The organism is Sulfophobococcus zilligii (assembly GCF_055398255.1).
In genome coordinates this window covers 37,634-61,584 of the sequence record NZ_AP042406.1, presented here as the reverse complement: position 1 = coordinate 61,584, position 23,951 = coordinate 37,634, and the positions used below count along the sequence as shown (strand labels likewise).

Sequence of the window (23,951 nt, the reverse complement as noted above, 5' to 3'; positions counted from 1 at the left end):
TATTCAGTATTGTTCAGTAAGGACCCATTTTATACATCATTCTTTCAGTCGAAACCTCCATCATCACTATGGAAACTATATTTTTAGAGCCTATATAAAGCTACATTGTAGATGCTAGGTTTTTACTAGTGTGCTGTATTTGTGTTTTTCCCGGTCTTTGTCTCCTAGTGGTTTTCTAAATATGTATAGTTTCTCGTGTTTTATTAGTAGAAAGTCTCTTTTTCCAATCTTGCTCCATACTTCCCTCGTGGTTTTCATATTGTGTTGTATCTTGACTACTTCTTCTTTTAGTATGAAGCCTTCTTCGAGGAATACTCTTAGTACATAGTGTGATATTGGAACATGGTGTTTGTGTATTCTCGTATCTCCAATTAATACAGCGCAATACCTGCCGGGCTTTAATACTCTATAGAATTCTCTGGCGCAACTACGTATCCATTCAAGGTATTTTTCAAGGCTACGAGCTCGCGATAAATCACCTTCAACGTATTCACTGCTATTGTACTCTATGATGTTGTAGTATGGTGGATGTGTTGCTATTAAGTCAATGCTTTCATCTTGTATTAAATCTAGTTTTCTAGCGTCGCCATGGTAGATTTTAATCCATGCTTTTCTCACTTCTTCTACTAAATCGCTTGGTATTTCCTTCAACAACTCTTGCCTCTCCTCGAACGCTCTTAGTAAATAGTATAATCTGTGTAGTGTTAGCATCACGGCATTGTAGTTTATATCTATACCTATACAGTTTCTACCTAGTAGTTTTGCTTCTATACATGTTGTTCCACTACCGATCATTGGGTCTAACACTATGTCTCCCGGCTTAGTATACATGAACATTAGTGCTCTCGGTATTTGTGGAGCCCAATTGCCTCGATAATCTCCTTTGTGCGTAGCCCAAGATCCCCTCTTTGGGAAACTCCAAACAGTTGTAGATATATTTGTTAACTCCTTGCCAGTAGGATTTAACCTAGTAATCTCGACGGGTTTTAGTTCTATAACCTGATCCTCAACAATAATTTTCTTATTGTTTTTAGTGAATTCCAGGTATTCCTCGAATGATACTTCGTGCATTTGAATACTCATATTTAACAATCCTCCTAGATGGTATTTCTAAAAGCTTACTTCAACTCTCTGTGTTAAATCAGATATTTTAACCCTCGCTATTTATTCCAATTTAATTGTAGTAGTTATTTAGAAGTATGGGTTGATGCATTATGAAGAGAGGTTTTAATTCTGGTTTAATAGGTGTTATTGTCTTATTGCTGGGTTTAATAATCGTGTTAATAGGAGCTTACTTAGCGTATGAAGCATACCAGACATATAAACCAGTTTTACCCAAAGGATCATCCTTAGATGAAGCAATAACTAATACCGCGTATGAACTAGTAAACCTAGTGTTAAAACTGGGATTCCTCGGCGTAATGGTTTGGGGTGGTAGTATACTCTTGAAAAACGGGTTAAACGCCGTTGTAGAAGTATATAGGATCGATAAGGGTAGTAGGGAATGTTCACCCCAGCAAAAACAGGAATCGCAGTAGTATTAACACTAATAGTTCTAGCAACAATCTCACCACTAGCAATATTTCTCATCGAGATTTCTCAAGACCCCAATATACTCTCAATTACAGATTTCAATATTAAGCAATTAGAAGGAAACCAGTTGGAATTAACGATAACAATTAGCTATAGTGGGAGTGTTCCACTAAAAGACTTTACTCTGAGAATTCTCAATGAAACCATTAAATACGGAGATATTGCAAGGGGAAATTATACTGGGCGTATCATAATTAGTAGTGATAGATTACATGGACAGGAATTAAAAATTGAAGAATACTCATTTAAGATCGCTGGATTATACAGATTAAGTATTAGAGAGTGGTAGGAAATGTCTAGAAAAACCATTAAATTCATTATTAAAGAAGTAATTGCTGGAATTATCCTGGGATTAATATACTATACAATCTATGTTCTACTACTCCCAAAAATACTCTCGTCTCTACTCCAAACTCCAATGCTCATGGTAGAAAAAGATCTTCCATTCTTTCTTTTCTTCTTTATAGCACTAGGTACAGCTGAAAGTATATTGAGAAACAATGTTGTTTCAATACCTCTACGTATACTATCAAAGCTTTTTGGTGCACTAATACTCTACATAGTACTAAACGGTGGAATAATAGAGACAAGTATAACAATGGGAGATGCTGTTCTCAGAGTAGAATTCGATTTGAGTATACTACTCTATACAATAATACTTGTAAGCTTGATTTATGGATTTATAGATGCATTTACTTTCTACACATCAAATGAAGAGATAGGTAGATGAAAACTTCTATTCAATAATATTTTGGGGTTTTTAGATAAACATTATTATTGAAATTGAACGTGGGTGTAACACGTTGAAAGTAACAGTTGTATTCCTTGGAAGAGCTAGTGATATATCAGGTATAAATGTTCTAGAAGTCGAGTTATCAGAGGGAGCAAGATTAAAAGACTTGATTAAAGCAATTGGTGAAAAAGTAAATTCTGAACTAGCAAAAAGGTATTTCCAAGGACACTATATTTTCATTACACATATAAATGGTATAGCGGTAGACAATCTAGAATACGAGTTACACAATGGAGACCGTGTAACACTTATAACACCAGAGATGGGTGGGTGAAAAAACTATTTAATAAAGTCTATTTGTGGAACACCCTCACTCATTAATTTATCCCATAACTTCTCGACTACTTTGTGTATGTATTCAATGGCTTCTTCCTCGTCTATGTTTACCAGTCTACCCTCTTTCAACACATATTTTCCATCGACTATTACTGTATCAACGTCTCTACTACTGAAAGTATTTACTAAGTGTCCATATATGGTCTTAGAGTTTACTGGTGTATTTGGTGTTTTTGGCTTGAGTATGGTTAAATCGGCTTTTTTACCCGGCTCGATCGAGCCCAGCTGTTTCTCTTGGTGGAACATTCTCGCAACGTTTACAGTAGTCATTTCGAATACTTCTATTGGAGTCATTACTCTCGGGTCTCTACGTGAAACCTTGTGTAGTAGGTATGCTGCACGCATATTCTCGTATTGGTCGAAGATATAGCCGTCGTTTCCAAGCCCGACATTAATACCCATTTTAGTCATTTCTGGTATTTTAGCTACTCCCACGGCATTTAACATATTGCTCATTGGATTATGAGCTACATGGCTTCCACTCTTTTTAACCAGTAATAATTCATCATCAGTTGCTTGAACCAAGTGAACTAGGTGTGTTCTAGGCCCTAGGAATCCTAGTTTAAATAGTCTCTCTATTGGCCTCATTCCATAGTGCTCTATATTGTGGTAGACGTCTACGAGGCCCTCCTCGGCGTGAATGGCGAGTAGTGCATTGTATTTATCCGAGAGCTCTCTGGCTTTTACTAGCAACTCGTCTTTTACTGTAAAACTAGCGTGGACGTATATCGCTCCCTTAACGAGTTTGGATTCATCACTATTGTTTTTCTTGATAAACCTCTCGTTTTCAAAGAGGCCTCTAAACCCCTCTTCATCACTACGCCTCTGTGTTGCCTCGAAGGAGATAAATCCACGTAGTCCAACCTCGCTGACTGCTTTTTCAATGGAGTCTAGAACACCATTAATGGTGTTCGGACTACTAATATTGTCGAAGAAATTAGTTACACCCGAGTGAGCGAAGAGTATAGATCCCATTAATGCAGAAGCATATGCTTCTTCATAACCTAGTACTACGTCTAGTGCCCACCATATCCTCTGAAGGTTTTGTTGGAAGTCTGTGGGTGGCTCTATTTTTCCAAACCATGGACTCCCAGTCAACAGTAATCCATAGAAGTGAGTGTGTGCACATTGCAAACCCGGTATAACGACGCTCTTCTTTCCATCTACTACTTCTTCAGCTGTATACTTATCTAAACCATCTCCTACACCAATATCCACTATAATGCCTTCTCTAATCGCTATAAAACCCCTATCTAGAACTCTACGCTCACTATTCATTGTTACAATGAGGGATTCTTTGATGAGGACGTCTACTTTTTCTCTCAAAATACTCCCCTATCAATTTTATAATTTGGTATGAGTGTAAGATAAAAGTTACTCTGCTATCAAGGGGATTATACGCCCCTTTCTAACATCAATTAAACCTCTATCTGTAATTCTAATCTCGGGTATTACTGGTAGAGATACGAGGGAGAGAGTCATAAAGATGTATTCGAATACAGCGTCTCTTTCTTCTAGTTTTTTTACAATCGACTTGTATTTCTCGTATACTACTTCTGGTTCTTCAATACTCATTAAACCCGCTAGTCTCAATGGTAGTTCAACTACGACTTCTCCATTGTCGACTATGACTATACCGCCCTGTATCTCTTTGATTCTCTTAATGGCTCTCTTGATATCGTTGATGCTCCAACCAGCATAGATAATATTGTGTGTGTCGTGTGCTATTGTTTGAGCTACAGCTCCATATTTAAATCCAAGGTTTTGAATAAACCCAGTACTGTATCCACCACTAGAAGAGTGTCTATATACAACACCCACATGCATTGTGTCTCTCTCGGGTGATGGCTGTATTCTACCATCTACTACTCTTAATTCTTCGACAATGTGTTTTGTTAGTGCTGAGCCAGGTTCTACTCTAATAACATTGACTCTAACTACTCCTCTACTCCCCGCTACTACTGCTCCAATATCTATTTTATCTATTAATTCATCGCTAATTCTAACAGTGTTTAATGCATAATCTGGATACTGTGGCCGCTTAAACTCTCTAACTAGTTTGCCATTATAATACACTATTTCTCCATTAGCTAGAATAGTGGTTGGTTGAATATACTCTATTCTCGACGAGAAGACAATATCGCCCAGTCTCCCCGGGGCAATTAATCCAATATGGTCTTCTAAGTGTAGTCTCATTGCAGGGTTAATAGTTGCTAGTTGAATTGCTTTAACAGGGTCTAATCCCAGTTGAATAGCCTTATTTACAATTCTATCCATAGCACCCTTCTCAATTAAATCAACAACGTTGACGTCGTCGCTTGTAAAAGCACATAGTTTACAGTCTGATCCTCTCAATATTTTTACTAGTGCTTCTAGATCTCGCCAAGCACTACCCTCTCTAATATAGAGATACATTCCCCTCCAAGCCTTTTCATAGGCCTCATTAATATTTGTTGATTCATGGTCGCTTAGTATACCGGCTGATATATATGCATTTAACTCCTCGGGGAGTAAGAGTGGTGCATGCCCATCAACGACGAGGTTGTTTTCAATTGAATACTTTATTTTCTCTAGTAGTTTTTCATCGGCATTTAAAACACTGAGAAAATCCATTACTTCTCCTAGTCCAACCACATTGCCTGTATTGATCATTGAATCTAAATCCTCTGTTGTAAGTGTATTTGGAGGTGTTTCAAGCCCCATTGATGGATTAGTTGGTGGAATACAACTCGGTATTTCCAATAGTATTTTAAGAGGCGCGTATTTAGATGCCTCGACGAATAACTCAAAGCCTCTAATACCCAGTACATTTACTATTTCATGAGGATCTGCAACAACAGTTGTAGTACCGTGTTTTAATACTATTTTTGAAAAGCCAATCGGGTCTAGCATACTGGACTCTATGTGTATATGGGAGTCTATGAATCCAGGCATTACATACTGGTTTCTACCATCTAAAACCAGCGTGTTGTCTCCGCGAGACCTACCTATCTCTCTTGTTTTAAGAATACCGGCTATCCTCCTACCCTTTAATAAAATAGCGGTATCTTCGAGAATACTCCCCGTATTGACTTCTACAAGGTTTACACTCGTCACTATTATATCAGCAGGTGTAAGCCCAAGAGCTGTTTTAATGAGGCTTACTCTCTCTTCTAGACTATACCTTGCAAAATCAGGTTTCAAGGATTCCACACTTTTGTTTTAAAATAGATTTTCAAAATATCCTTTAAAAACATTTAATCATTTATTGTTTACTTACTCTATTGGCCAGCGTAGATCGGGATTTATACATACACCTGCTCTTTCATAGAGGCTAATTGCCGATCTCTCTGCTTCCTCTATTACTTCTTCTTCGTTGAGCGTTAGTACCCTTCTATTAAACATTACTAGTTTTCCATCAATTATACTGTGTTTAACATCGTGCCCGCTTGCAACATATACAAGGTGTGATACTGGATTATTAAGTGGGTGGAGGTGTGGTTGCCAATAGTCTACAATAATGATATCCGCTCTCTTACCCTTCTCAATACTTCCAACTAAGTGGTCTATCATGAGTGCTCTAGCTCCTCTAATAGTAGCCATTTCCAATACGTCTTCTGCTCTAATAGCCTTGGGGTTTAGTGTCCTCAAAGGCTGAAGGAGCGCAGCGTGCTTCATTTCACGGATTAAGTCGTAGGTGTTATTACTCGGCCCTCCATCCGTCCCTAGTGTTACATTGACTCCCTGGCTAAGCATGTCGGATACACGTGCTACTCCACTGGCAAGCTTCATATTGCTTGAGGGATTGTGGCTTACATTGGTTTCTGTTTCACTTAGTAGTTTTATCTCGTCGTCGTCAACCCATACAACGTGTACTAATACAACGTTTCTCCCTGTTAATCCAAGCCAGTGGGCGAATTCAACTGGTTTCTTACCAAAGTTTCTAATTGTGTATTCAACGTCTTCGCGTACCTCGGCGAGATGCATTGTTATACCAGTATTCAATTCTCGGGCTTTAGCTGAGATCTCTCTATATAGTTCAAGGCTGACGGCTCCAGGAGTTCTGGGGCCAAACCAAACCCATATCTTGTTGTCCCAACCGTGGTATCTATAGATTAGTCTAATAGTGTCTTTAAAGCTATAATCTCCTGGTTCAACTAGTCCCTCGTGTAATATGTTTTCTTTGGTTGCATACCCCTTTAAATCCATTACGTGTCTAGCTATTGCTGCCCTCAGCCCAGTCGAGTATATTGCCTCTATGATCTCGTCTAGTCCGTATCGTCCAACAAGGCCTGTTTCGAGAAAAGTAGTTGTACCAGACTTGATCATTTCAAGAGCAACTAGTTTTGCAGAGGCCAGTGCTTCGTGACTAGTATAGTTTCCCTGTAGAGGCCAAACCCTGTCTTTCAACCAGTCAATAAGCGACAAATAGTCTGCGCATGCTCTAAGTAATCCCTGTGCGAGGTGTACATGTGTATTTATTAGGCCTGGTAGTACAATATCTCTTTCTGCATTGATCAATATATCAGCGTAGACTTTGTATTCGTTGTCTAGTTTTTCTCTCTTGCCAACATCTATAATGAAGCCATCTTCAATTGCGACAGCCCCGTTTTTAATAATCCTCCTTTCTCTATCCATAGTTATAATCCATCCACCACGAATATAGATGTCTACCATGAACTCCAACCCTTAAACCACAAATTTCCCACTATTGAATACTAGAAAACTCAAAAATATACAATCTCAATCAATTGTTCTCTAATAACTCTCTAATCCTATCTAGTAGACTCCTGTCTTCTCCAAGTTTTTTAATTAGTGATCCCACTACTTCGCCTACTTCACTGTTTTCCAGTATGAGAGAGATCATGTTTTTCAAGGACTCGACATCTGGATAAAACATCTTTACTGTTACACCACCATCTATAATTATATTTACACCAGTAATCCACTCGGCTTCATCAGACGCTAGAAAAGCTACTAGTGCAGCGACATCCTCGGGCCTACCCACGCGTCCAGCTGGGTGCCACGCATGGTCGAGTAGTGACAACTCTGATTTTCTCGGTGGCACCTGCCACTCACTAGTATCTATCCAGCCCGGTGAAACAGCGACTACTCTAATTCTATATTTAGCCAGAGACATTGCTAGTGCGTGTGTTAAAGCTAGTATTCCACCCTTAGACGCTGAATAAGGCTCTGTATTTGGCTCTGACTGTATTGCACGGGTAGAGGCAATATTGACTATTACTCCACCAGTATTCTTCATGTATTTAGCAACGTGTTTACTACACAGCCATACACTAGTCAAGTTTACACTTATTATTCTCATCCACTCCTCGAGTGTTTGCTCCTCGAGACTCCTACCCGAAAACCCTATTCCAGCGTTGTTGACTAGCACATCTATTCTACCGTATTTAGAGTATACACTGTCTACTGCTCTAGATACATCTTCTTCTCGTGAAACATCTACTCTATAGAAATCCACAGATATACCCTTGCTTTCAAGGTCTTTAACTCTATACCCGCCGGCTTTTTCATCAATGTCAAATATTACTACACTACAACCCTCGACGCCGAGACGAGTAGCTATAGCAGCGCCTATACCCCGTGCACCACCTGTAACTATACATACCTTGTCTTTGAATCTATCTCTATAAAACTTCATGGTTACACCTGGGATCAAGGATTAATGAATAGTTTAAAAATAGATTAGACTATATGCTCTTTTCTTCTTTATAGTATGGTTTTCCAATACTAGAGGGCGATGCAAATATCTTTCTCAACCCTGTTGAACTATAAACTAGCATTAGTATTAAAGCTGCTAGAAATGGAATCAACTTTGCTACATCAGTTGGTACTTTTAATGATGCACTAATATCTGTTTGTGTTGATGCTAATCCGCCAAATAATAGTGATACAGGAATTAACATTATTGGGTGTCTACCAGCAGCTAGAGCTGTCGCGAAGGCTAGCCATCCATATCCCTGAGAGTATTGTCTAAAATCCCATGTTCTCTGCCATGATAGTATAAATAGTGAGGCTCCAAGCCCCATTAATGCAAAGCCAATAATAGCGGCAATAATTCTAATATGCATTACTTTTACTCCGAGTGCTGATGCAGAATGCGGGTTTTCACCTACAGCTCTTATTGCCACGCCGAGTTTCGTCTTTTCTATTAATACATGTAGTGTTAAACCAATAACTATACTTATAACTAGTAGTTCTAATACGTCTTCTCTAGTATATGCTATCTGGTATACTGTACCATACCTCATTCTGACAGAGTAGCCGAGTATTATTCCAACACCATAACTAAAGAATTGGAGTGAGAGTCCGACTGCTCCGTGGCTAATGGGTAGAAATGTCAATACAGTAGACATGAATAATCCTAGTAGTATACTCACTAGTACAGCCAATACAGAGCCAGCTATTGGCGGGTAGGGTATTATGGGTAGTAGTAGATATGCTCCCAGTATAGCTGCGCCTGTTGCCGCAAAGAATATTCCGTCTATGGCTAGATTTAGTATTCCCGACTTCTCGAATATACTGTGTCCTAGTGACACCAGGTAGAATGTAATGAATGCTGGTAGTATTTTATCTATGAGTAAATCTACTGGGATCAAGACTTCACCACCCTGATCTCATAGTCCTGGATAAATCTCAATATACTATACGAGAGGAGTACAGATCCAAACATTAATAATCTAAATGCTATTTCAGCACCTCCCAAACCAATTACTGCAAACGCCTCTCTAACAACAGGGAGCGAGCTTACACGTTGAGAACCCATTATCAACGCTGAAACAATGTAGGCTGAAATAGGTATGAATTTCATGTCGAGCATTGAAAGCCAGGTAACTAGTATAGCGAGGTATCCATAACCCATAGTTTGATATTCTAATGGGTATTCTAGTCTCCAGAGAGCTCCATGATAATAGAGTGCACCAGTTAAACCCGCTATTGCGCCAGACAGCATAAATGCTGTAACAGTTGTCTTCTTTACGTTGACACCGAGAGTTACAAGGTAGTCGGGGTTAGAACCCAGTATTTTTATCTTCAAGCCCAGAGAAGACTTGTTAAACAACCAGTATGTAAATATCGCAACTATTATTAGAGCAGTTATCCATGAAGAATAAATTATAGCTTCTACTAGATAACCATTTAAAGTGTCTACTATTGGATCACCCGTAATAGTCTTCTTTACAGATATAGAGAGCTTATAAGGAGCTGGTAGTAAATCTGTTCTAACATATCCCCATACATATTTCCCTCTAAATGGACCATACACTAATATGTTTCCAATAAAATACGCTATGTAATTCAATATTAGTGTGACTGGGACCTCGTCTACTCCAGTATATGCTTTAATAGCCCCGGCTAGTCCGCCCCATAATGCGCCAGCAATCGTAGCCAAGACTATGGAGAGTAATACAACACCTATTGATACATGTATTGGTAGAGACTTCTCTGTTGTAAAGAAGAGTATTAGTGTAACATAGACGGATGCTATAATTGCCATGTGCATTTGTCCTTCTGCACCAATATTCCATAGAGATCCCTTAAACGCTATTAGTAACGCGTATCCAAGGAGAGATAGTATTAAGAAGTCTTTGACAATACCTGGAAATATAAATGTAGTGAGAATTGATTCTATAACATAGTATGGGTTTATACCTATACTCCACGAGAATAATGCAAATATACCGATACCTGTCAATAACGAGAGAGTTACTACTATTAATCCACCATACTTCAAAGGTTTCTTTCTCTTAATTAAAACCAGTCGCACTCTACATCACCATTAACTCTTCTATTTTAGAACGTGGAGTTGAAACGGGGTCGAAAGGTCCATATAAAACACCTCTATTCATCACAAATACTGCATCGCTGAGCTGGAGTACTTCATCTAGGTCTTCACTTGCAAATACAATAGATACCTTGTCTCCCACTGCTTTTTCCTTTATTTTCCTTCTAACAAATGTAGCTGTCGCCTCGTCTAGTCCACGAGTAGGGTTGTAGGCGAGTAGTGCTCTAGTAGCGTATTCAAGCTCTCTACTTACAACGACTTTCATGATGTTTCCTCCAGACAATAGTTTCACGTGTATATTGGGGTTTGGAGGATAAATTGAATACTCTTTGATCAATTTATTAGTTACTTCCACCATGTTATTCCAGTCTATGAGTACTTGCCGCCTCGCGAAGAGAGTAGCAATGTTTTCAACTATTGTATTATCGGCTGAAACAGCGTATCTAAGCGGTTGATCAGGAATAAATCCAACACCCTTCTCTCTAATAATACCTACTCCCTTATTTGACACGTCAATGCCGTCTATTAATACCCGGCCGCTTTTAATTCTCCTCAATCCCACGAGGGCTTCTAGTAGTTCTCTCTGTCCATTACCCACGATTCCAGCAATACCTATTATCTCGCCTGCTCTTGCCTTAAATGATACTTTATTTACAGCTGTTTCACCATAATCTCCCTCTACAACTAGGTCTTCGACTTGAATAACTGGATCTCCCACTTGGGTTTCATAGGGGTTGGAAAACCTCTCGTAAGTTATTAGTTTCGCTGCTTCACCAAACATTAATTCACGTATTCGATCTAATGTCGCGTTTTCTTTTACTAGTGAGCCAGCGACTTTCCCTCTTCTCAATATGTATATGCGATCAGAGATCTCGAGGGCCTCTGGTATTTTATGTGTTATTAGCAATATAGAGCGGCCTTCTTCTTTGAATTGTTGTAGATAGACATAGAACTTCCTCCTCTCTTCTAGTGGTAGATATGTTAGTGCTTCATCGAGAATAAATACTTTTGCATCGAGGAGTACTGCTCTAGCTATTTCAACTAATTGCTTCTGTGTATAATTCAAAGACCAGACTTTGGCATCGGGGTTTATTTTAATACCGATCTTCTCGCTTATCTCTCTAAATACTCTACGAACGTTTTTCATTGATTCAAATAATCCAATACTAGTTAAACTAAGTGAGAGGTTTTCAGCCACTGATAATCTATCAATTAACTGCGGAATCTGAGAAACCATTACAATACCTTTTTTAATAGCGTCTATTGGGCTACCAATAACAATTCTCTTACCCTGGAAGAAGATCTCTCCTTTATCGGGACTGTATATTCCATAGAGGATCTTGACAAGCGTCGACTTTCCAGCACCGTTTTCACCGAGTATTGCAACAATCTCGCCCGGGTAAAACTCCATAGAGACGTCGTCCAGGGCGATAACTCCTCCAGGAAAGCTCTTAGTTACCTCCACAACCGATAAGAGTGGAGATGTCACTGTCCCACGCCCTAAGCACTCATCGGTATTTACGTAAACTACTTGTCGTATAAGAAAAAACATTTGGGAATTCAAGAGGGGGTTTTAGTGTTTGACAACTATGTCTAGTAGATAATCCATATTCCACAAGTCGGCATGGCCTAGTCTTACACCAGCAGGTATTATCACTATGTCGCCGGGGTTCTTGCCTTTACAGTAGTCGGATGTTGCTTTTTCACTTGGATATAGACACCAGCCTCTTAGTGGTCCTATGAACGGGTCGAATGCGGGGGCTATTGGATACGGTTTTGTACCTATGAGTCCTCCCCAAGGCATCGTTATTTTCTCTATGTGTTCGTATTTATGAGTTAGTGCGCTGAATTGTAGTGGTAGAACTGTTACCCCGGCCTTCATTTGCCAATATCTCTCCATTACTAAGTCGTAGACGCTTAGCTTTCTACCTGTGAGCTTGTCTGTAACTTCGATTCTCTTTAACATGTCTATGTATAAGGGGTTGATGAGTACTGGGTTGCCATCGTCACCTATGTCTGCACCTAGGTCTACTGCTCCAGAGCTCAGTAGATACCAGTAGTCGACGTGTTCGAGGTTGTATGGTGTTAGTACACCGGATTTAATCTTTATCAATATATCAGCATATATTATCTCCCATCTAACTAATTGGCCACTAACAGTCATTGTTGGAGCATACTTCAACATTGGACCATAGTGGCTAAACACGTATATCTTATTCTCCTCGGCATACTCTGGAATAGCAGTAGAGTCTTCAGTGAAAGCCAATACGTCTACATTGTATTGTTTAACTAGTGTATCAGCGGCTTGTCTAGCCTTTGTTGGATCATACCATGCACCTATTTCAATAACGTGGATTGTAATATTCTTTCCAAGAGCCTCTCCCACTTCTTTTGCACCAATAGCAAATGCATTTATGTGTCTAACTACTTCGGGTATCAAGTAGGCTGCTACATAGCCTATATGCCCGGTTTTAGTTAGTGCTCCAGCCATTAAACCATTGAGGTAGTATACTTGGTAGAGGTCTGCGAAGTATGTACCCATGTTTTCTCTTCTACGATAACCAGAGCAGTGGAAGAAGATTACATTTGGATACTTCTCAGCCGCTTCATAGGTTGCATCCATAAAGTCGAAGCTCGTAGTGAATACTACATTATATCCTTTAGCAACATATTCATCAACAAATCTAACTACTTCATCTGGTTTAACGCTTTCAACATAGGCTGTTTCCAACCAGTCTTTAAACAATTCCTGGACGAATTTCCTTCCAATATCGTGCATGTATGTCCATCCAGCGTCTCCAATAGGACCAACATATATGAATAATGCCTTTACTTTTTCTGGGGTAGTATACGTGGGTGATGTAGGCGTTGTGGATGGCATGGGTGTTGTTGGTGTGGGAGCCGTTGTGGTTCCTATATAGTATCCTGCTACACCAGCTATAATAGCTATTAGTAGGGTTATTCCAATCCAAGTAGTTGGTTTCATATATAAGTCCACCCCAAGTATATACTAGAACAGCCTGGGTTTTTATATGGAACTTAAATACCTAGTATTACATTATTTTAAAATTTTGGATGATTTCTAAAGCCTGTACAAATATCTAACAAAGTAAAAACTAGCAATGTGAAAAAGTGGTCGGTGTGTTTACACGTGGTTTTTACATGTAGACGCGGGTTCTCATTGGGGTGTGAACTAGTTCTCCAGCAGAGCTTTCAGCGAATTTAATAACCTGGCTTGTTATAGAGAATATATGAGAGGGGTTTTTGTGCCCGCTCTAAGACACCTCATTAGAGAACTCAGTGGCAGAGACCTTATTTCTACTCTCGACTGGAGTGACGAGGAAATAGAAGTCACCTTGAAGCTCGCCAAGGAGTTTAAAGAAATAGCTCACTACTATGGCACAGAGGCTATTCCAAAAGTACTTGCTGGTAAAGTATTCTTTATGTTGTTCTTTGCACCATCAACAAGGACAAGGGCAGCTTTTGAAGCAGGAATGTTTTTCCTTGGAGGCCACGCTGCATACATCGACGCCACGACTACAAGGCTAGCATATGGCAAGGAAGAGAAGGCTGGAGAAGCAATTAAAGACGTAGCTGCAATGTATGATGTCTACGGGCATGGACTAGGTATTAGAGTACTAGATAAGGCAATTGACTATAGGTATGGAGTTGGAAACGCCTATATACGCGAAATGGTCAATGTAGCCAACATACCAGTTATAAACATGGCCGACGACATGTTCCACCCAACACAGGGACTAGCAGACATATTCACGTTTAGAGAGAGATTTCAGAATCCACAGGGTAAGAAATACGTTATAATGTGGGCGTATAGCCCAGAGATCAGGGGATGGTGTAGTGTACAAGAAGACATGGTATTATTCCCGAGATTCGGCGTCGACGTTGTAGTAGCTAGACCACCAGGCTTCGACCTAGACCCCAAACTCGTAGAGAAAGCCAAGCAGTTGGCAAGAGAACACGGTGCAACACTAGAAGTAACAGACAACCTCCAAGAAGCCCTACGAGGAGCACACGCGGTATTCCCACGAAACTGGGCCTCGCCAACACTAGTCCAACTAGGCTACAGTAAATTCAAAGACGAAGAGTTAAAGATCTACGAGAAATACAAGCATTGGAAGGTAACAAGAGAACTAATGGACCTAATGGACAAACACGCTGTATTAATGCACGTACTACCAATATTTAGAGGCTACGAAGCAGACGACGAAGTAATAGACGACCCCAAACACTCAGTGATCTACGAGCAAGCCGAAAACGGCCTCTGGACAAAAATGGCCGTACTAGCACTAACAATGTATGGCGTTAAATAAACAACTTCTCTCTAGAATCGAATAAAACACAATATTTTTTCCACGTACAATTCCTCATTCTTTTAATCTTGACACAGAGAAGAGTAAGAAGTAAAAAACTAGCCTTCTACGAAGTGAATTGCTCTAGTTGGACACACCGATGTACAAACACCGCATCCATAGCATTTCGTTACATCTACCCTCGCCTTCCTCTTACCTTCTACTACTACGACTTTTACAGCGTGGTATGTACACGTCTGCTTGCAGAAACCACAGCCAATACACTTTTTATCATCTACTACTGGTGGCTTGGCCCATACTCGTCTCGGCTCTGGTTTAATGTATTTAAGTGCTCTTCTTTTGAAGTCATATATTGATTCATATCCATGTCGTTTCATCCATTCTTCTAGCTCGCTGAGTATTCTCTTGAAGACTCCAAAACCCTCTACAATGGCCGCTGTACATATTTGTACAGCTGTAGCACCAGCCATTATATACTCGACTACGTCTACGCCTCGGCTAATACCTCCCACTCCTATAATTGGTAGTTTTGTATTGAGTGCTGCTTGTGCTACTACTGCTAGTGCAAGGGGTTTTAGTGCTGGGCCACTCATCCATCCAAATCCATATGGTCCTCCAACAACGGGCATACCGGTTTCAACATCTATGTGTAGTGCTGGCCCAATAGTATTAGTTGCTACTAATCCATTAACACCTACTTTTTCGAGTTCTCTAACTAACTCGGGTATACTGGGTGTGAAGGGGCTTAGCTTGGCGAATATGGGTATACCTACAGATTCTCTCAGTGCCTTCGCGGCTTCAACTATTGGTCTATAGTCTCTTCCAATATAGTGTGTAGAAAACTCTATTGCTTGAACGCCCGTCTTCTCAACCTTGGGGCCTAGGAGCGAGAGTTCTTCTGGTGTATATCCAATACTAGCAATGAATACTACTCCCTTCTCCTCGCAGTGCTTCTTGACAATGGGGTATTCACGCTCCAAGTAGTGTTCGGCTGGTATATCACTCCATAGCTCTGCGTTTAGAAATGCGAATATAGACCTGTAGTTTCCAGAGTCTACTGGGACCGCTCTTACATCGCCTGGACCAAGAGTCTTTAATACTACTCCTCTAAATAACCCCCTATCTACAGCACTCATACTTGGACGGGGGACTATTGCTGGTTTAACACTTATTGTCTTAGCTACTACAGCTCCAACTCCAGCTTCAATCAACTCTATCATTGACTCAGCATCTCTAGATATAGGACAAGCAGCGTTCATTAAAGGATTTTTCAATCTAAGTCCAGCTATCTCTACAGATAGATCTACCAAGAAAGACACCTAGGCTTACAAGTAATTATTGTTACTAGGGGATATAAAGCGTGATTATACTTATAATTCACCATAATGAGTCTTTATAGCTTCGACTAGTTCTGATTCAACGGGGTTGATTACTGGTGGTTCACTAGTGATTTTTGTAACAATATCGATGTCTTTTAATCCATGACCAGTAACTAATACAACAACTACTTCGTCTCTATCGACTTGTTTATTCTCTACTGCCTTTACGAGTCCAGCTAGACCAGCCGCACCGCTTGGCTCGGCGAATACTCCTTCAAGGCTTGCAAGCAACTTCATTACATATACTATTTCATCGTCTGAAACAACCACTCCATATCCATTTGTTTCATAGAGGGCCTTCAACCCCATGTCTCCATCCCATGGATAAGTGTCTTCTAACCCGGTTGCAACGGTTTCTGGTGGCTTCTCCCATGGCTTGATATTGAATGGGTCTGCTCTCTGCATCCACGCTCTCACTAGTGGATGGTTTCCCTCTGGTTGAACAGCTACTAGTCTAGGAATACCATTTGTAAATCCGAGTTTTTCAAAGTCTCGAAAGCCCTTGTATACACCTGTCAGTAGACTCGCTGCCCCCGTGGGTACGAATACCTGGTCTGGTATACTCCAATCTAGTTGCTCGACAACCTCCATTGATATAGTCTTAGGCCCTTCAACCTGGTATGGATTAAACACTCCGAAACTAGGACTCGGGTAGAACCCGTGTTTCTCGTATAGAATCCTCATCATTTTAACAGTCGGGTCTTCCGCTTCAACCCAGCGAACCCTTATTACTTTAGCACCATACATGAGCAACTGTGATATTTTTCCACGCGATGCGAAATGAGGGACTAGTGCGTATACTTCTATACCTGCCTTGGCTCCATACGCGGCTGAGTGAGGCAGCAGCATTTCCACTACTCGCTATTACTGCTTTTTTGAAACCGAAATACCTAGCCATTGAAACAGATACACTCATAGCGCGGTCTTTAAAACTACCAGTTGGATTCCTCGTTTCATCTTTCAAGTATAGGTTTTTCAATCCAAGCCTCTCTCCTAGTCTACTTGCTTTTAATAGTGGTGTTCCCCCCTCGCCCAGGGATACAATGTATTCGGGGCCTGGTACTGGTAGGAGTTCGCGGTATCTCCACATGTTAAATGCTCTCTTAGATAGTGTTTCCTTTGTTAGTTTTTTACTTACTTCTTCGTAATTGTAGTATATGTCGAGTCTACCTAGATCATTGTTTACACAGAGAAGGGGTTTTTCTTCTAGACGATATCTCCTACCACATCTACTACACTCTATTTTCTCTATATACATAGTCTCACGGTTTAGGATCAACTGAAGAGTTATTCACGTAGTAAAAAAGAAAAATAATTATGGTTTTATTCACCCATTACCATAGCCATAACTGCTTTTTGCACGTGGAGTCTGTTTTCTGCTTCTTCGAAGTATAGGCTTTTCTCGTAGGAGTCTAGTACTTCATCTGTTACCTCTTGACCTCTATCAGCTGGTCCACAATGCATGTAGAATGGTTTTCCAGCCTTTTCAAGCCTCTCCATTGTTACAATCCAGTCTTTGAATTTCTCTTGGTATGCCTTTGCACCTTCTTTATCTACTACTGTATTGTATGGTGGGAAGAACTTCTTGGGACTCCATGCCTTTGGGTATACTATTGTAGCCCCCTCGAAGGCCTCATCCATATTGTATACTATTTTGAACTCGCTACCCCAGTGCTCAGTGTACTTCTTGGCAATGGCTAGTGCTTCATCCATTAACTCGAATCCGGGTGGGTGTGCAATATATACGTCTGCACCCATCATTGCAAACATTGCTACCACGTCTTGTGGTACTGCTAGTGGTTTTAATCCACCACTATACGCGTAGCTCACTACTACTTTCTTGCCGCGCAGGTCTCTTGGCCAGCCGAGTGCTTCAAACGCTGCTTGTGCATCCGCGAGTGCTTGGAATGGATGCCATACATCGTCTTCCATGTTTAATACTGGGATATCAGCCCACTTCGCGAACTCCTGTATTATCCTGTGGCCTCTACCAATAATCCACTTGGCTGCATCGCCATATATCCTTATTGCTATTGCATCACCATATCTACTAAGTACTCTTGCCACGTCGCTAATGGCCTCTGTTTGATATGGAATCATGTCTTCGGGGAGGGTTGGAGCATACACCTGGTCTGGACTAATATAGATGCCGTGTCCTCCAAGCTGGTATATACCGGTTTGAAAACTATTTCTTGTTCTAAGACTCTTATTGTAGAATATCATGTAGAGTGTTCTCCCATGGAGCCAGTTAACTCTTCTAACACCGCTATGAAACAATTGCTTTAACTCTCTAGCGGCCTTGAGGACGAGCATTATGGTGTCAATGTCATAGTCGTAGTTAGAAAGCCAGTCTCTGCCTTTAAGGTAGCCTACAAACCAGGGCTTATGACGGCCCATTCAGTACACCTAGTCAATAAGTAATTATATATTGAAGTAGTATATAATTATTTATTACAGCATCACTAATCCATAGGTGATAAGAGATTCGTGGTCAGCGCCTTGAAGTGTATTTTATCTAGTAGTAGAAAGGAAATCACTATTAGAGAAGTTGTAAACCACGTCTACGTTGAAAAAGCAATTTATGAAATCAACCCGGTTTTACTATCTAAGAAGTATAATCCAAAATACTTCTTTGAGGGAACACCTATACTGAGCGAGAGAGGTATGATTGTAACAATTAAACTAGATAAACCAATCTCACAAGACGACTGGTTGTTTATTAAACGATTACTGCAACTATATGGATTTACAATAGTAGAAGAGTAGTAGAGAAAAAGACTATATGTCTAGTTCTTCTAGTATAGTTCTACGTGAAGCAATTTCACGTTTCTTCTTAAACAACCTTGTACTAAAGTATCTTCCTGCATAGTCTGGTAGAATAGTAACTACTCTATCTCCTTTTTTCAGTCCGTGTTTCCTTGCGAGTTTAATGGCTGCGGCAACGTTTGCACCCGAGCTTATTCCAACTGGTAGTCCTTCAAGCCTAGCTATTTCTCTAGCCATAGTTATTGCTTCGTCACTAGTTACTGTTACAAAATCATCTAGTAGGTGTCTATATCTCGCTACGATATCTGGGATAAAACCGTCTCCTACACCTTCTATTTCGTGTCTTCCATAGGGGCCTGGCTTACCTGTTCTAAACCATTCTGTTGCAACTGGGCATTCAGCTGGTTCGGCACCGGCAACAATTACATTACTACATTCTTCTTTGAGTCTCTTGGCTACACCAATCAATGTTCCCCCAGTACCGATTTCTGCTATGAATGCTCTTGGACAGCCGATTTGCTCTATTATTTCTCTACCTGTTGTCTCATAGTGTGCTTGTACATTGGCTTCATCACTCCACTGGTCAAATAAGTAGTATTTATCTGGGTTTTCAGCTACTATCTTCTTTGCTATTTCTAGTGCCTGGCCAGCATCTGCTTCTCCACCAGGCGTAAAGTAGAATTCGGCGCCGAAAAGCCTCATTAACATAAATCTCTCAGCACTCATTTCCTCGGGTATAACTATTAGTACTTTAAAGCCCAAGACGCTTGCAAGAGCTGAAAATGCAATACCAGTGTTTCCAGTTGTAGGGACAACAATCGTCATACCGGGTTTCAACTCTCCTTTTTCCATTGCTTTTTTCAACATATAGAGAGCCATTCTATCCTTGACGCTACCTGTTGGATTAGTAAACTCCATTTTAGCCCAGATCTCTGCTTCAACATCTACTGGTTTAACCCTGTTTAAGAGAATTATAGGAGTTCCACCAATACACTCAGTTATATCTCTACAAACCTTCATAGTATACGCCTAAACCCCCGGTAAAACTATGCTTCTTTTGAGTTAATAAATTTAGTGATAAAGATATAAAATCTAGCTGTATAAAATATAGTTTTGAGTACTGTGTGGGGGTGTTACTAATTTTTGAATTATATATTCCAACCAGCCTAGGTGATGCTCTCGAATTCCTAGCTAAATATCATCCTGATGCAATGCCTATTGCGGGGGGAACAGAGTTATTAATACTAATTAGAGATAAGAAGATAAGGCCCAAATACCTGGTTGACTTATCTCCTCTACGAAGACAATTCAGTTATGTAAGACTCGAAAATGGAGTAGTAAAAATAGGAGCATTAACTACTCTCTGGGAGCTTTCAAACTCGTTTCTCCACAGTGATGTTAGATATGCTGGATTCCAAGATGTATGGCATAAATTTGGAACTATGTCACTCCGCTTCATGGCCACTATAGGTGGAAACATCGCGACGGCAACTGATTTTAGTGATTACCTTGTCCTACTCTTAGCCTACGATGCAAAAGTCAAAGTGAGTGGAGTAAATGGAGAGCGCGTTGTTCCACTCGGAGAATTCATTGTCGAGAGGAGAAAACCAGATTTAAAACCCGGAGAGATTATAACAGAAGTATTCTTCACAGAACCACCATTAAACACGAGTAGTGCCTTCGAGAAATTCGATAGGAGGAGTATTTTAATAGCTGGACTAGCCAACTCAGCTGTATACCTCCACATTGATAATGGTAGAATAAGTGATGCTAAAATATCTCTCGACATGATCAAAGAAAAGAGAATACCTGGAAGACTAAGGGTACTCGAAGAATCCCTGAAGGGCAGAGAGTTTTCAATCGAGTTTATTGAAAAAACAATTGAAGAAACTATACCAAAACACGTTGAAAAATACACTGACTGGTGGACTACAGGAGACTACAGACTTGAAATGACGAAGACTTCTATTAAAAAAGCTCTTCTAAGAGCAGCCAAGAGGATCGGGGTGGTTTAAATGCCCGGCCTCCACAGAGTTAGATTCAAAGTTAATGGTAGAGAATACGAGTTGGAAGTACCAGGCCACGAGAGACTACTGGATACATTGAGGTATAGACTTGGATTCGTGGGGGTAAAAGAGGGTTGTGGTAGAGGAGAATGTGGTTCATGCATAGTCCTCGTCAATGGAGAACCAAGAAACTCTTGTCTAACACTAACAGCTAGATTAAACAATGCCGAGGTAACCACTATAGAGGGTATTGCACCACCCGGAAAACTCCACGCTATACAAGTAGCATTTATCGAGACAGGAGGGGTACAATGCGGCTTTTGCACTCCTGGTTTTATAATGATGGCTAAAGCGCTACTAGATAGAAACCCTGATCCAAGCGATGAAGAGATCAGAGAATGGTTTACCTCGAATATCTGTAGGTGTGGTAGCTACAACCACTATGTTGAAGCAGTTAAAAAAGCAGTTGAATACTTGAGAAAAGGCATTGTTTTCTTCGACGAGAGGGAAGTACGCGAGAAACTCCACTTGAAGCCCCTGGGGTGATCCTGGTTGAGTAAGCCCGAATACGTTGAAATAGTAGAATCCATCTTCCAAAAGACAAAACACGTAAAGACAAGCGAGTTCAAATACGTGGGTAAGAGAATAGTTAGATGGGACGCTATAGCGAAAGTCAAGGGTAGCCCTGTCTTCACAGCAGACTTATTCAACTTGGTTAAAAACCCAGTGTTTGTCTACAGCGTTAGATCAAAGTATGCACACGCGAGAATAAAGAAACTAGATGTATCAGACGCCGAGAAATACCCAGGTGTAATCAAGGTATTTACAGCTAGAGACATACCCGGTATAAACGATGTAGGATACGTTATACCAGACCAACCATTAATAGCAGAGAGGAAAGTACGCTACATAGGAGACACCCTTGCATTAATCGTTGCTGAATCACTGGGAAACGCGTGGGATGCCGGAGAACTTGTCAGCGTCGAATACGAGCCACTCCCAGTATACCTAGACCCGCTTGAAATAGTCGACTTTGAAACCCTACAAGAGAAACCACACGAGTTAATACATGATGAACGAGGAACAGACATATTGACAAGGTATAGAATTAGAGTTGGAAACGTAGAGAAAGCATTTAGAGAAGCAGACGTAGTAGTCGAAAACACTTATAGAACGCCAGGTCAAGACCACGCATACCTAGAGCCAGAAGCATCAATAGCTATACCCGAGCCAGATGGCAGTGTAACACTCTATGTTAAAACACAGTGCCCATTCGACGTGAGGAGAGCAGTAAGCAATGTTCTAGGACTACCCTTCAGCATGGTGCGTGTAATAGCTCCCGCACTGGGAGGAGGGTTTGGTGGAGCAGAAGACGTAGGAAATGAAATAGCTGCGAAAACAGCTCTTGTAGCACTGGCATTGAAGCGGCCAGCTATACTAATACATACAAAAGAAGAATCCTCTATTGCACACACTCGTAGACACCCAATGATAGCACACTATAGACACGCCGCGAGTAGAGATGGTAGACTACTAGCTGTAGAAGCCCGCGTAGTCTTAGACACTGGTGCATACGCGAGTCTAGGTCCATTTGTAGCCTGGAGAGCAACAGTTCACAGCACAGGACCATACAGGGTTGAGAATGCAAAAATAGACGTTGTAAACGTCTATACTAATAAGATACCAGCAGGAGCATTTAGAGGATTTGGTAATCCACAAGTACACTTTGCAATAGAGAGACAAATGGATCTACTGGCCGAAGAACTCGGAATAGACCCAGTAGAATTTAGATTAAAGAACATATTGAGAAACGGGGACAGAACAGTCCACGGTCAACTACTCGACCACGGCGTAGGATTAGAAGAAGCAATAAAGAGAGCAGTAGAGTTAAGCAACTACTATGAGAAGAAGAAACAATATGAGTCTATGACTGGAACAGTGAGGAGGGGTATTGGAATAGCAGTTATGTATCATGGAAACAGTATTGGAGCTGAGGGAGCAGACTACTCAGCAGTATCTATAATTATAAATAGAGATGGAAGCATCACATTTAGATCTGGCACTACAGATATGGGTCAGGGCTCATTACAGAGCTTGTTAAACATTGCCTCTGAGATACTGGGTGTACCACCAAGCTACTTCAAAGTAGAAATGCCTGATACAGCCTCTGTTCCAGACTCAGGCCCCACAGTAGCTTCTAGAGTAACAGTTATGACTGGCAACGCCACACTTGTTGCCTCATACAAGTTGAGACAGAGACTCAACACTCTAGCAAGTGAAATGCTCAAGTGTAGTTCTCCAGGCGAAGTCGTCATAGATGCTCCAAGAGTATACTGTAGAGACAGCCCCGAGAAGTATATAACTTGGCGAGAACTCGTAGAACAAGCATTCTGGAAGGGAATACCACTCCAGGAATACGGCTACTTTAGAGCACCATTTGCAGAGTGGCATGATGAAACCGGTACTGGACAACCATACTTTACATACACATTTGGCGTAATAGTGAGCGAGGTAGAAGTAGACCTTGAAACAGGAATAACGAGAGTAGTAGAGGCGACTACAGTCTACGATATTGGAAGAGTAATCAATAGAATAGGGGCTGAACTACACGCGATAGGAGGCTATATCCAGGGAATGGGCTATGCACTAACCGAGGAAACATACTATACAAGCGATGGTAAACTATTAACTCCAAGCTATTCAACTTACCATGTTCCAACAACTCTCGACACACCGAGAAAAATCAACGTGGACTTTGTTGAAGCAGGATTTATTAGAGGGCCCTTCGGCGCCAAAGGACTAGGCGAGCCTTCAATAGTAGCAATAGCGCCATCTATAGCAAACGCTGTTGCACACGCACTAAGAGAGAAACAAGCAAAATACGATGTTAATAGAATACCCTTAACACCCGACTACCTCTACAGCGTTATTAAAAAACACGGTCTCTTAAAATAATCTTTTTCC

General features: G+C 40.7%; 21 protein-coding genes and 1 pseudogene. 9 read left to right on the top strand and 13 right to left on the bottom strand.

Annotated elements, in window-relative coordinates; all coding sequences use genetic code 11:
- Positions 1 to 114: 114 nt before the first annotated feature.
- Complete coding sequence (locus ACZ5YP_RS00315) at positions 115 to 1,083, bottom strand: DNA methyltransferase (RefSeq protein ID WP_464835251.1); 969 nt, start codon at positions 1,081 to 1,083, stop codon at positions 115 to 117.
- 131 nt (positions 1,084 to 1,214) lie between these two features.
- Between ACZ5YP_RS00315 and ACZ5YP_RS00310 the strand changes: the two genes are divergently transcribed.
- The 4 genes from ACZ5YP_RS00310 (at position 1,215) to ACZ5YP_RS00295 (ending at position 2,660) form a co-directional block, all read left to right on the top strand.
- A complete protein-coding gene (locus ACZ5YP_RS00310; protein ID WP_464835250.1) occupies positions 1,215 to 1,538 on the top strand; it encodes a hypothetical protein in 324 nt (107 codons plus the stop codon).
- Positions 1,505 to 1,882, top strand: a complete 378-nt coding sequence (locus ACZ5YP_RS00305; protein WP_464835248.1) for a hypothetical protein — start codon at positions 1,505 to 1,507, stop codon at positions 1,880 to 1,882. The genes ACZ5YP_RS00310 and ACZ5YP_RS00305 overlap by 34 nt, the downstream gene beginning before the upstream one ends.
- A 3-nt stretch (positions 1,883 to 1,885) precedes the next feature.
- Positions 1,886 to 2,323 carry a hypothetical protein gene (locus ACZ5YP_RS00300; RefSeq protein WP_464835246.1) on the top strand — a complete coding sequence of 146 codons (438 nt, stop codon included), beginning with the start codon at positions 1,886 to 1,888 and terminating at the stop codon, positions 2,321 to 2,323.
- Positions 2,324 to 2,396: 73 nt separating this feature from the next.
- The gene (locus ACZ5YP_RS00295; RefSeq protein WP_464835244.1) at positions 2,397 to 2,660 is read left to right on the top strand and encodes a MoaD/ThiS family protein; all 264 of its coding nucleotides are present in this window, start codon (positions 2,397 to 2,399) and stop codon (positions 2,658 to 2,660) included.
- A gap of 5 nt (positions 2,661 to 2,665) precedes the next feature.
- Here the strand turns inward: ACZ5YP_RS00295 and ACZ5YP_RS00290 are convergent, their stop codons facing one another.
- The 8 genes from ACZ5YP_RS00290 to ACZ5YP_RS00255 all read right to left on the bottom strand — a co-directional run bounded on the left by ACZ5YP_RS00290 (position 2,666) and on the right by ACZ5YP_RS00255 (position 13,491).
- The gene (locus ACZ5YP_RS00290) at positions 2,666 to 4,048 is read right to left on the bottom strand and encodes an amidohydrolase family protein (RefSeq protein ID WP_464835242.1); all 1,383 of its coding nucleotides are present in this window, start codon (positions 4,046 to 4,048) and stop codon (positions 2,666 to 2,668) included.
- A gap of 48 nt (positions 4,049 to 4,096) precedes the next feature.
- Complete coding sequence (gene ade, locus ACZ5YP_RS00285; RefSeq protein WP_464835240.1) at positions 4,097 to 5,914, bottom strand: adenine deaminase; 1,818 nt, start codon at positions 5,912 to 5,914, stop codon at positions 4,097 to 4,099.
- 63 nt (positions 5,915 to 5,977) lie between these two features.
- Positions 5,978 to 7,378 carry an amidohydrolase family protein gene (locus tag ACZ5YP_RS00280; RefSeq protein WP_464835984.1) on the bottom strand — a complete coding sequence of 467 codons (1,401 nt, stop codon included), beginning with the start codon at positions 7,376 to 7,378 and terminating at the stop codon, positions 5,978 to 5,980.
- 70 nt (positions 7,379 to 7,448) lie between these two features.
- A complete protein-coding gene (locus tag ACZ5YP_RS00275) occupies positions 7,449 to 8,363 on the bottom strand; it encodes an SDR family oxidoreductase (RefSeq protein ID WP_464835238.1) in 915 nt (304 codons plus the stop codon).
- Positions 8,364 to 8,412: 49 nt separating this feature from the next.
- Positions 8,413 to 9,321 (bottom strand): ABC transporter permease subunit, encoded by a 909-nt coding sequence (locus ACZ5YP_RS00270; RefSeq protein ID WP_464835236.1) that lies wholly within the window; start codon positions 9,319 to 9,321, stop codon positions 8,413 to 8,415.
- Positions 9,318 to 10,487, bottom strand: a complete 1,170-nt coding sequence (locus ACZ5YP_RS00265; protein WP_464835234.1) for an ABC transporter permease — start codon at positions 10,485 to 10,487, stop codon at positions 9,318 to 9,320. Before ACZ5YP_RS00265 ends, ACZ5YP_RS00270 begins: the two co-directional genes overlap by 4 nt.
- 1 nt (position 10,488) lies before the next feature.
- Positions 10,489 to 11,994, bottom strand: a complete 1,506-nt coding sequence (locus tag ACZ5YP_RS00260) for an ABC transporter ATP-binding protein (RefSeq protein ID WP_464835233.1) — start codon at positions 11,992 to 11,994, stop codon at positions 10,489 to 10,491.
- A gap of 84 nt (positions 11,995 to 12,078) precedes the next feature.
- Complete coding sequence (locus ACZ5YP_RS00255) at positions 12,079 to 13,491, bottom strand: BMP family ABC transporter substrate-binding protein (protein WP_464835232.1); 1,413 nt, start codon at positions 13,489 to 13,491, stop codon at positions 12,079 to 12,081.
- A gap of 280 nt (positions 13,492 to 13,771) precedes the next feature.
- Between ACZ5YP_RS00255 and ACZ5YP_RS00250 the strand changes: the two genes are divergently transcribed.
- On the top strand, positions 13,772 to 14,836 hold the full coding sequence (locus ACZ5YP_RS00250; RefSeq protein ID WP_464835231.1) for an ornithine carbamoyltransferase: 1,065 nt from the start codon (positions 13,772 to 13,774) through the stop codon (positions 14,834 to 14,836).
- Between the two features lie 98 nt (positions 14,837 to 14,934).
- Here the strand turns inward: ACZ5YP_RS00250 and ACZ5YP_RS00245 are convergent, their stop codons facing one another.
- The 3 genes and pseudogenes from ACZ5YP_RS00245 to ACZ5YP_RS00235 form a co-directional block, all read right to left on the bottom strand.
- Positions 14,935 to 16,146: a 4Fe-4S dicluster-binding protein gene (locus ACZ5YP_RS00245; protein WP_464835230.1), complete on the bottom strand. Its 1,212-nt coding sequence runs from the start codon at positions 16,144 to 16,146 to the stop codon at positions 14,935 to 14,937.
- A 60-nt stretch (positions 16,147 to 16,206) separates the two neighbouring features.
- A pseudogene (locus tag ACZ5YP_RS00240) lies at positions 16,207 to 17,473 on the bottom strand (threonine synthase).
- Between the two features lie 65 nt (positions 17,474 to 17,538).
- On the bottom strand, positions 17,539 to 18,612 hold the full coding sequence (locus ACZ5YP_RS00235) for an ornithine carbamoyltransferase (protein WP_464835229.1): 1,074 nt from the start codon (positions 18,610 to 18,612) through the stop codon (positions 17,539 to 17,541).
- Positions 18,613 to 18,714: 102 nt separating this feature from the next.
- On the opposite strand from ACZ5YP_RS00235, the gene ACZ5YP_RS00230 reads away from it, so the two are divergent.
- Positions 18,715 to 18,981, top strand: a complete 267-nt coding sequence (locus tag ACZ5YP_RS00230) for a hypothetical protein (protein ID WP_464835228.1) — start codon at positions 18,715 to 18,717, stop codon at positions 18,979 to 18,981.
- A 12-nt stretch (positions 18,982 to 18,993) separates the two neighbouring features.
- Here the strand turns inward: ACZ5YP_RS00230 and ACZ5YP_RS00225 are convergent, their stop codons facing one another.
- Positions 18,994 to 20,001: a PLP-dependent cysteine synthase family protein gene (locus ACZ5YP_RS00225; protein ID WP_464835227.1), complete on the bottom strand. Its 1,008-nt coding sequence runs from the start codon at positions 19,999 to 20,001 to the stop codon at positions 18,994 to 18,996.
- Between the two features lie 110 nt (positions 20,002 to 20,111).
- Between ACZ5YP_RS00225 and ACZ5YP_RS00220 the strand changes: the two genes are divergently transcribed.
- The 3 genes from ACZ5YP_RS00220 to ACZ5YP_RS00210 are packed head-to-tail and all read left to right on the top strand — an operon-like array spanning position 20,112 to position 23,942.
- Positions 20,112 to 20,996 carry an FAD binding domain-containing protein gene (locus ACZ5YP_RS00220; RefSeq protein ID WP_464835226.1) on the top strand — a complete coding sequence of 295 codons (885 nt, stop codon included), beginning with the start codon at positions 20,112 to 20,114 and terminating at the stop codon, positions 20,994 to 20,996.
- Entirely contained in the window at positions 20,997 to 21,533 is a 537-nt protein-coding gene (locus ACZ5YP_RS00215) for a (2Fe-2S)-binding protein (protein ID WP_464835224.1), read from the top strand. It abuts the gene before it with no gap.
- Between the two features lie 6 nt (positions 21,534 to 21,539).
- Positions 21,540 to 23,942 carry a xanthine dehydrogenase family protein molybdopterin-binding subunit gene (locus ACZ5YP_RS00210; protein ID WP_464835223.1) on the top strand — a complete coding sequence of 801 codons (2,403 nt, stop codon included), beginning with the start codon at positions 21,540 to 21,542 and terminating at the stop codon, positions 23,940 to 23,942.
- Positions 23,943 to 23,951: the final 9 nt, after the last annotated feature.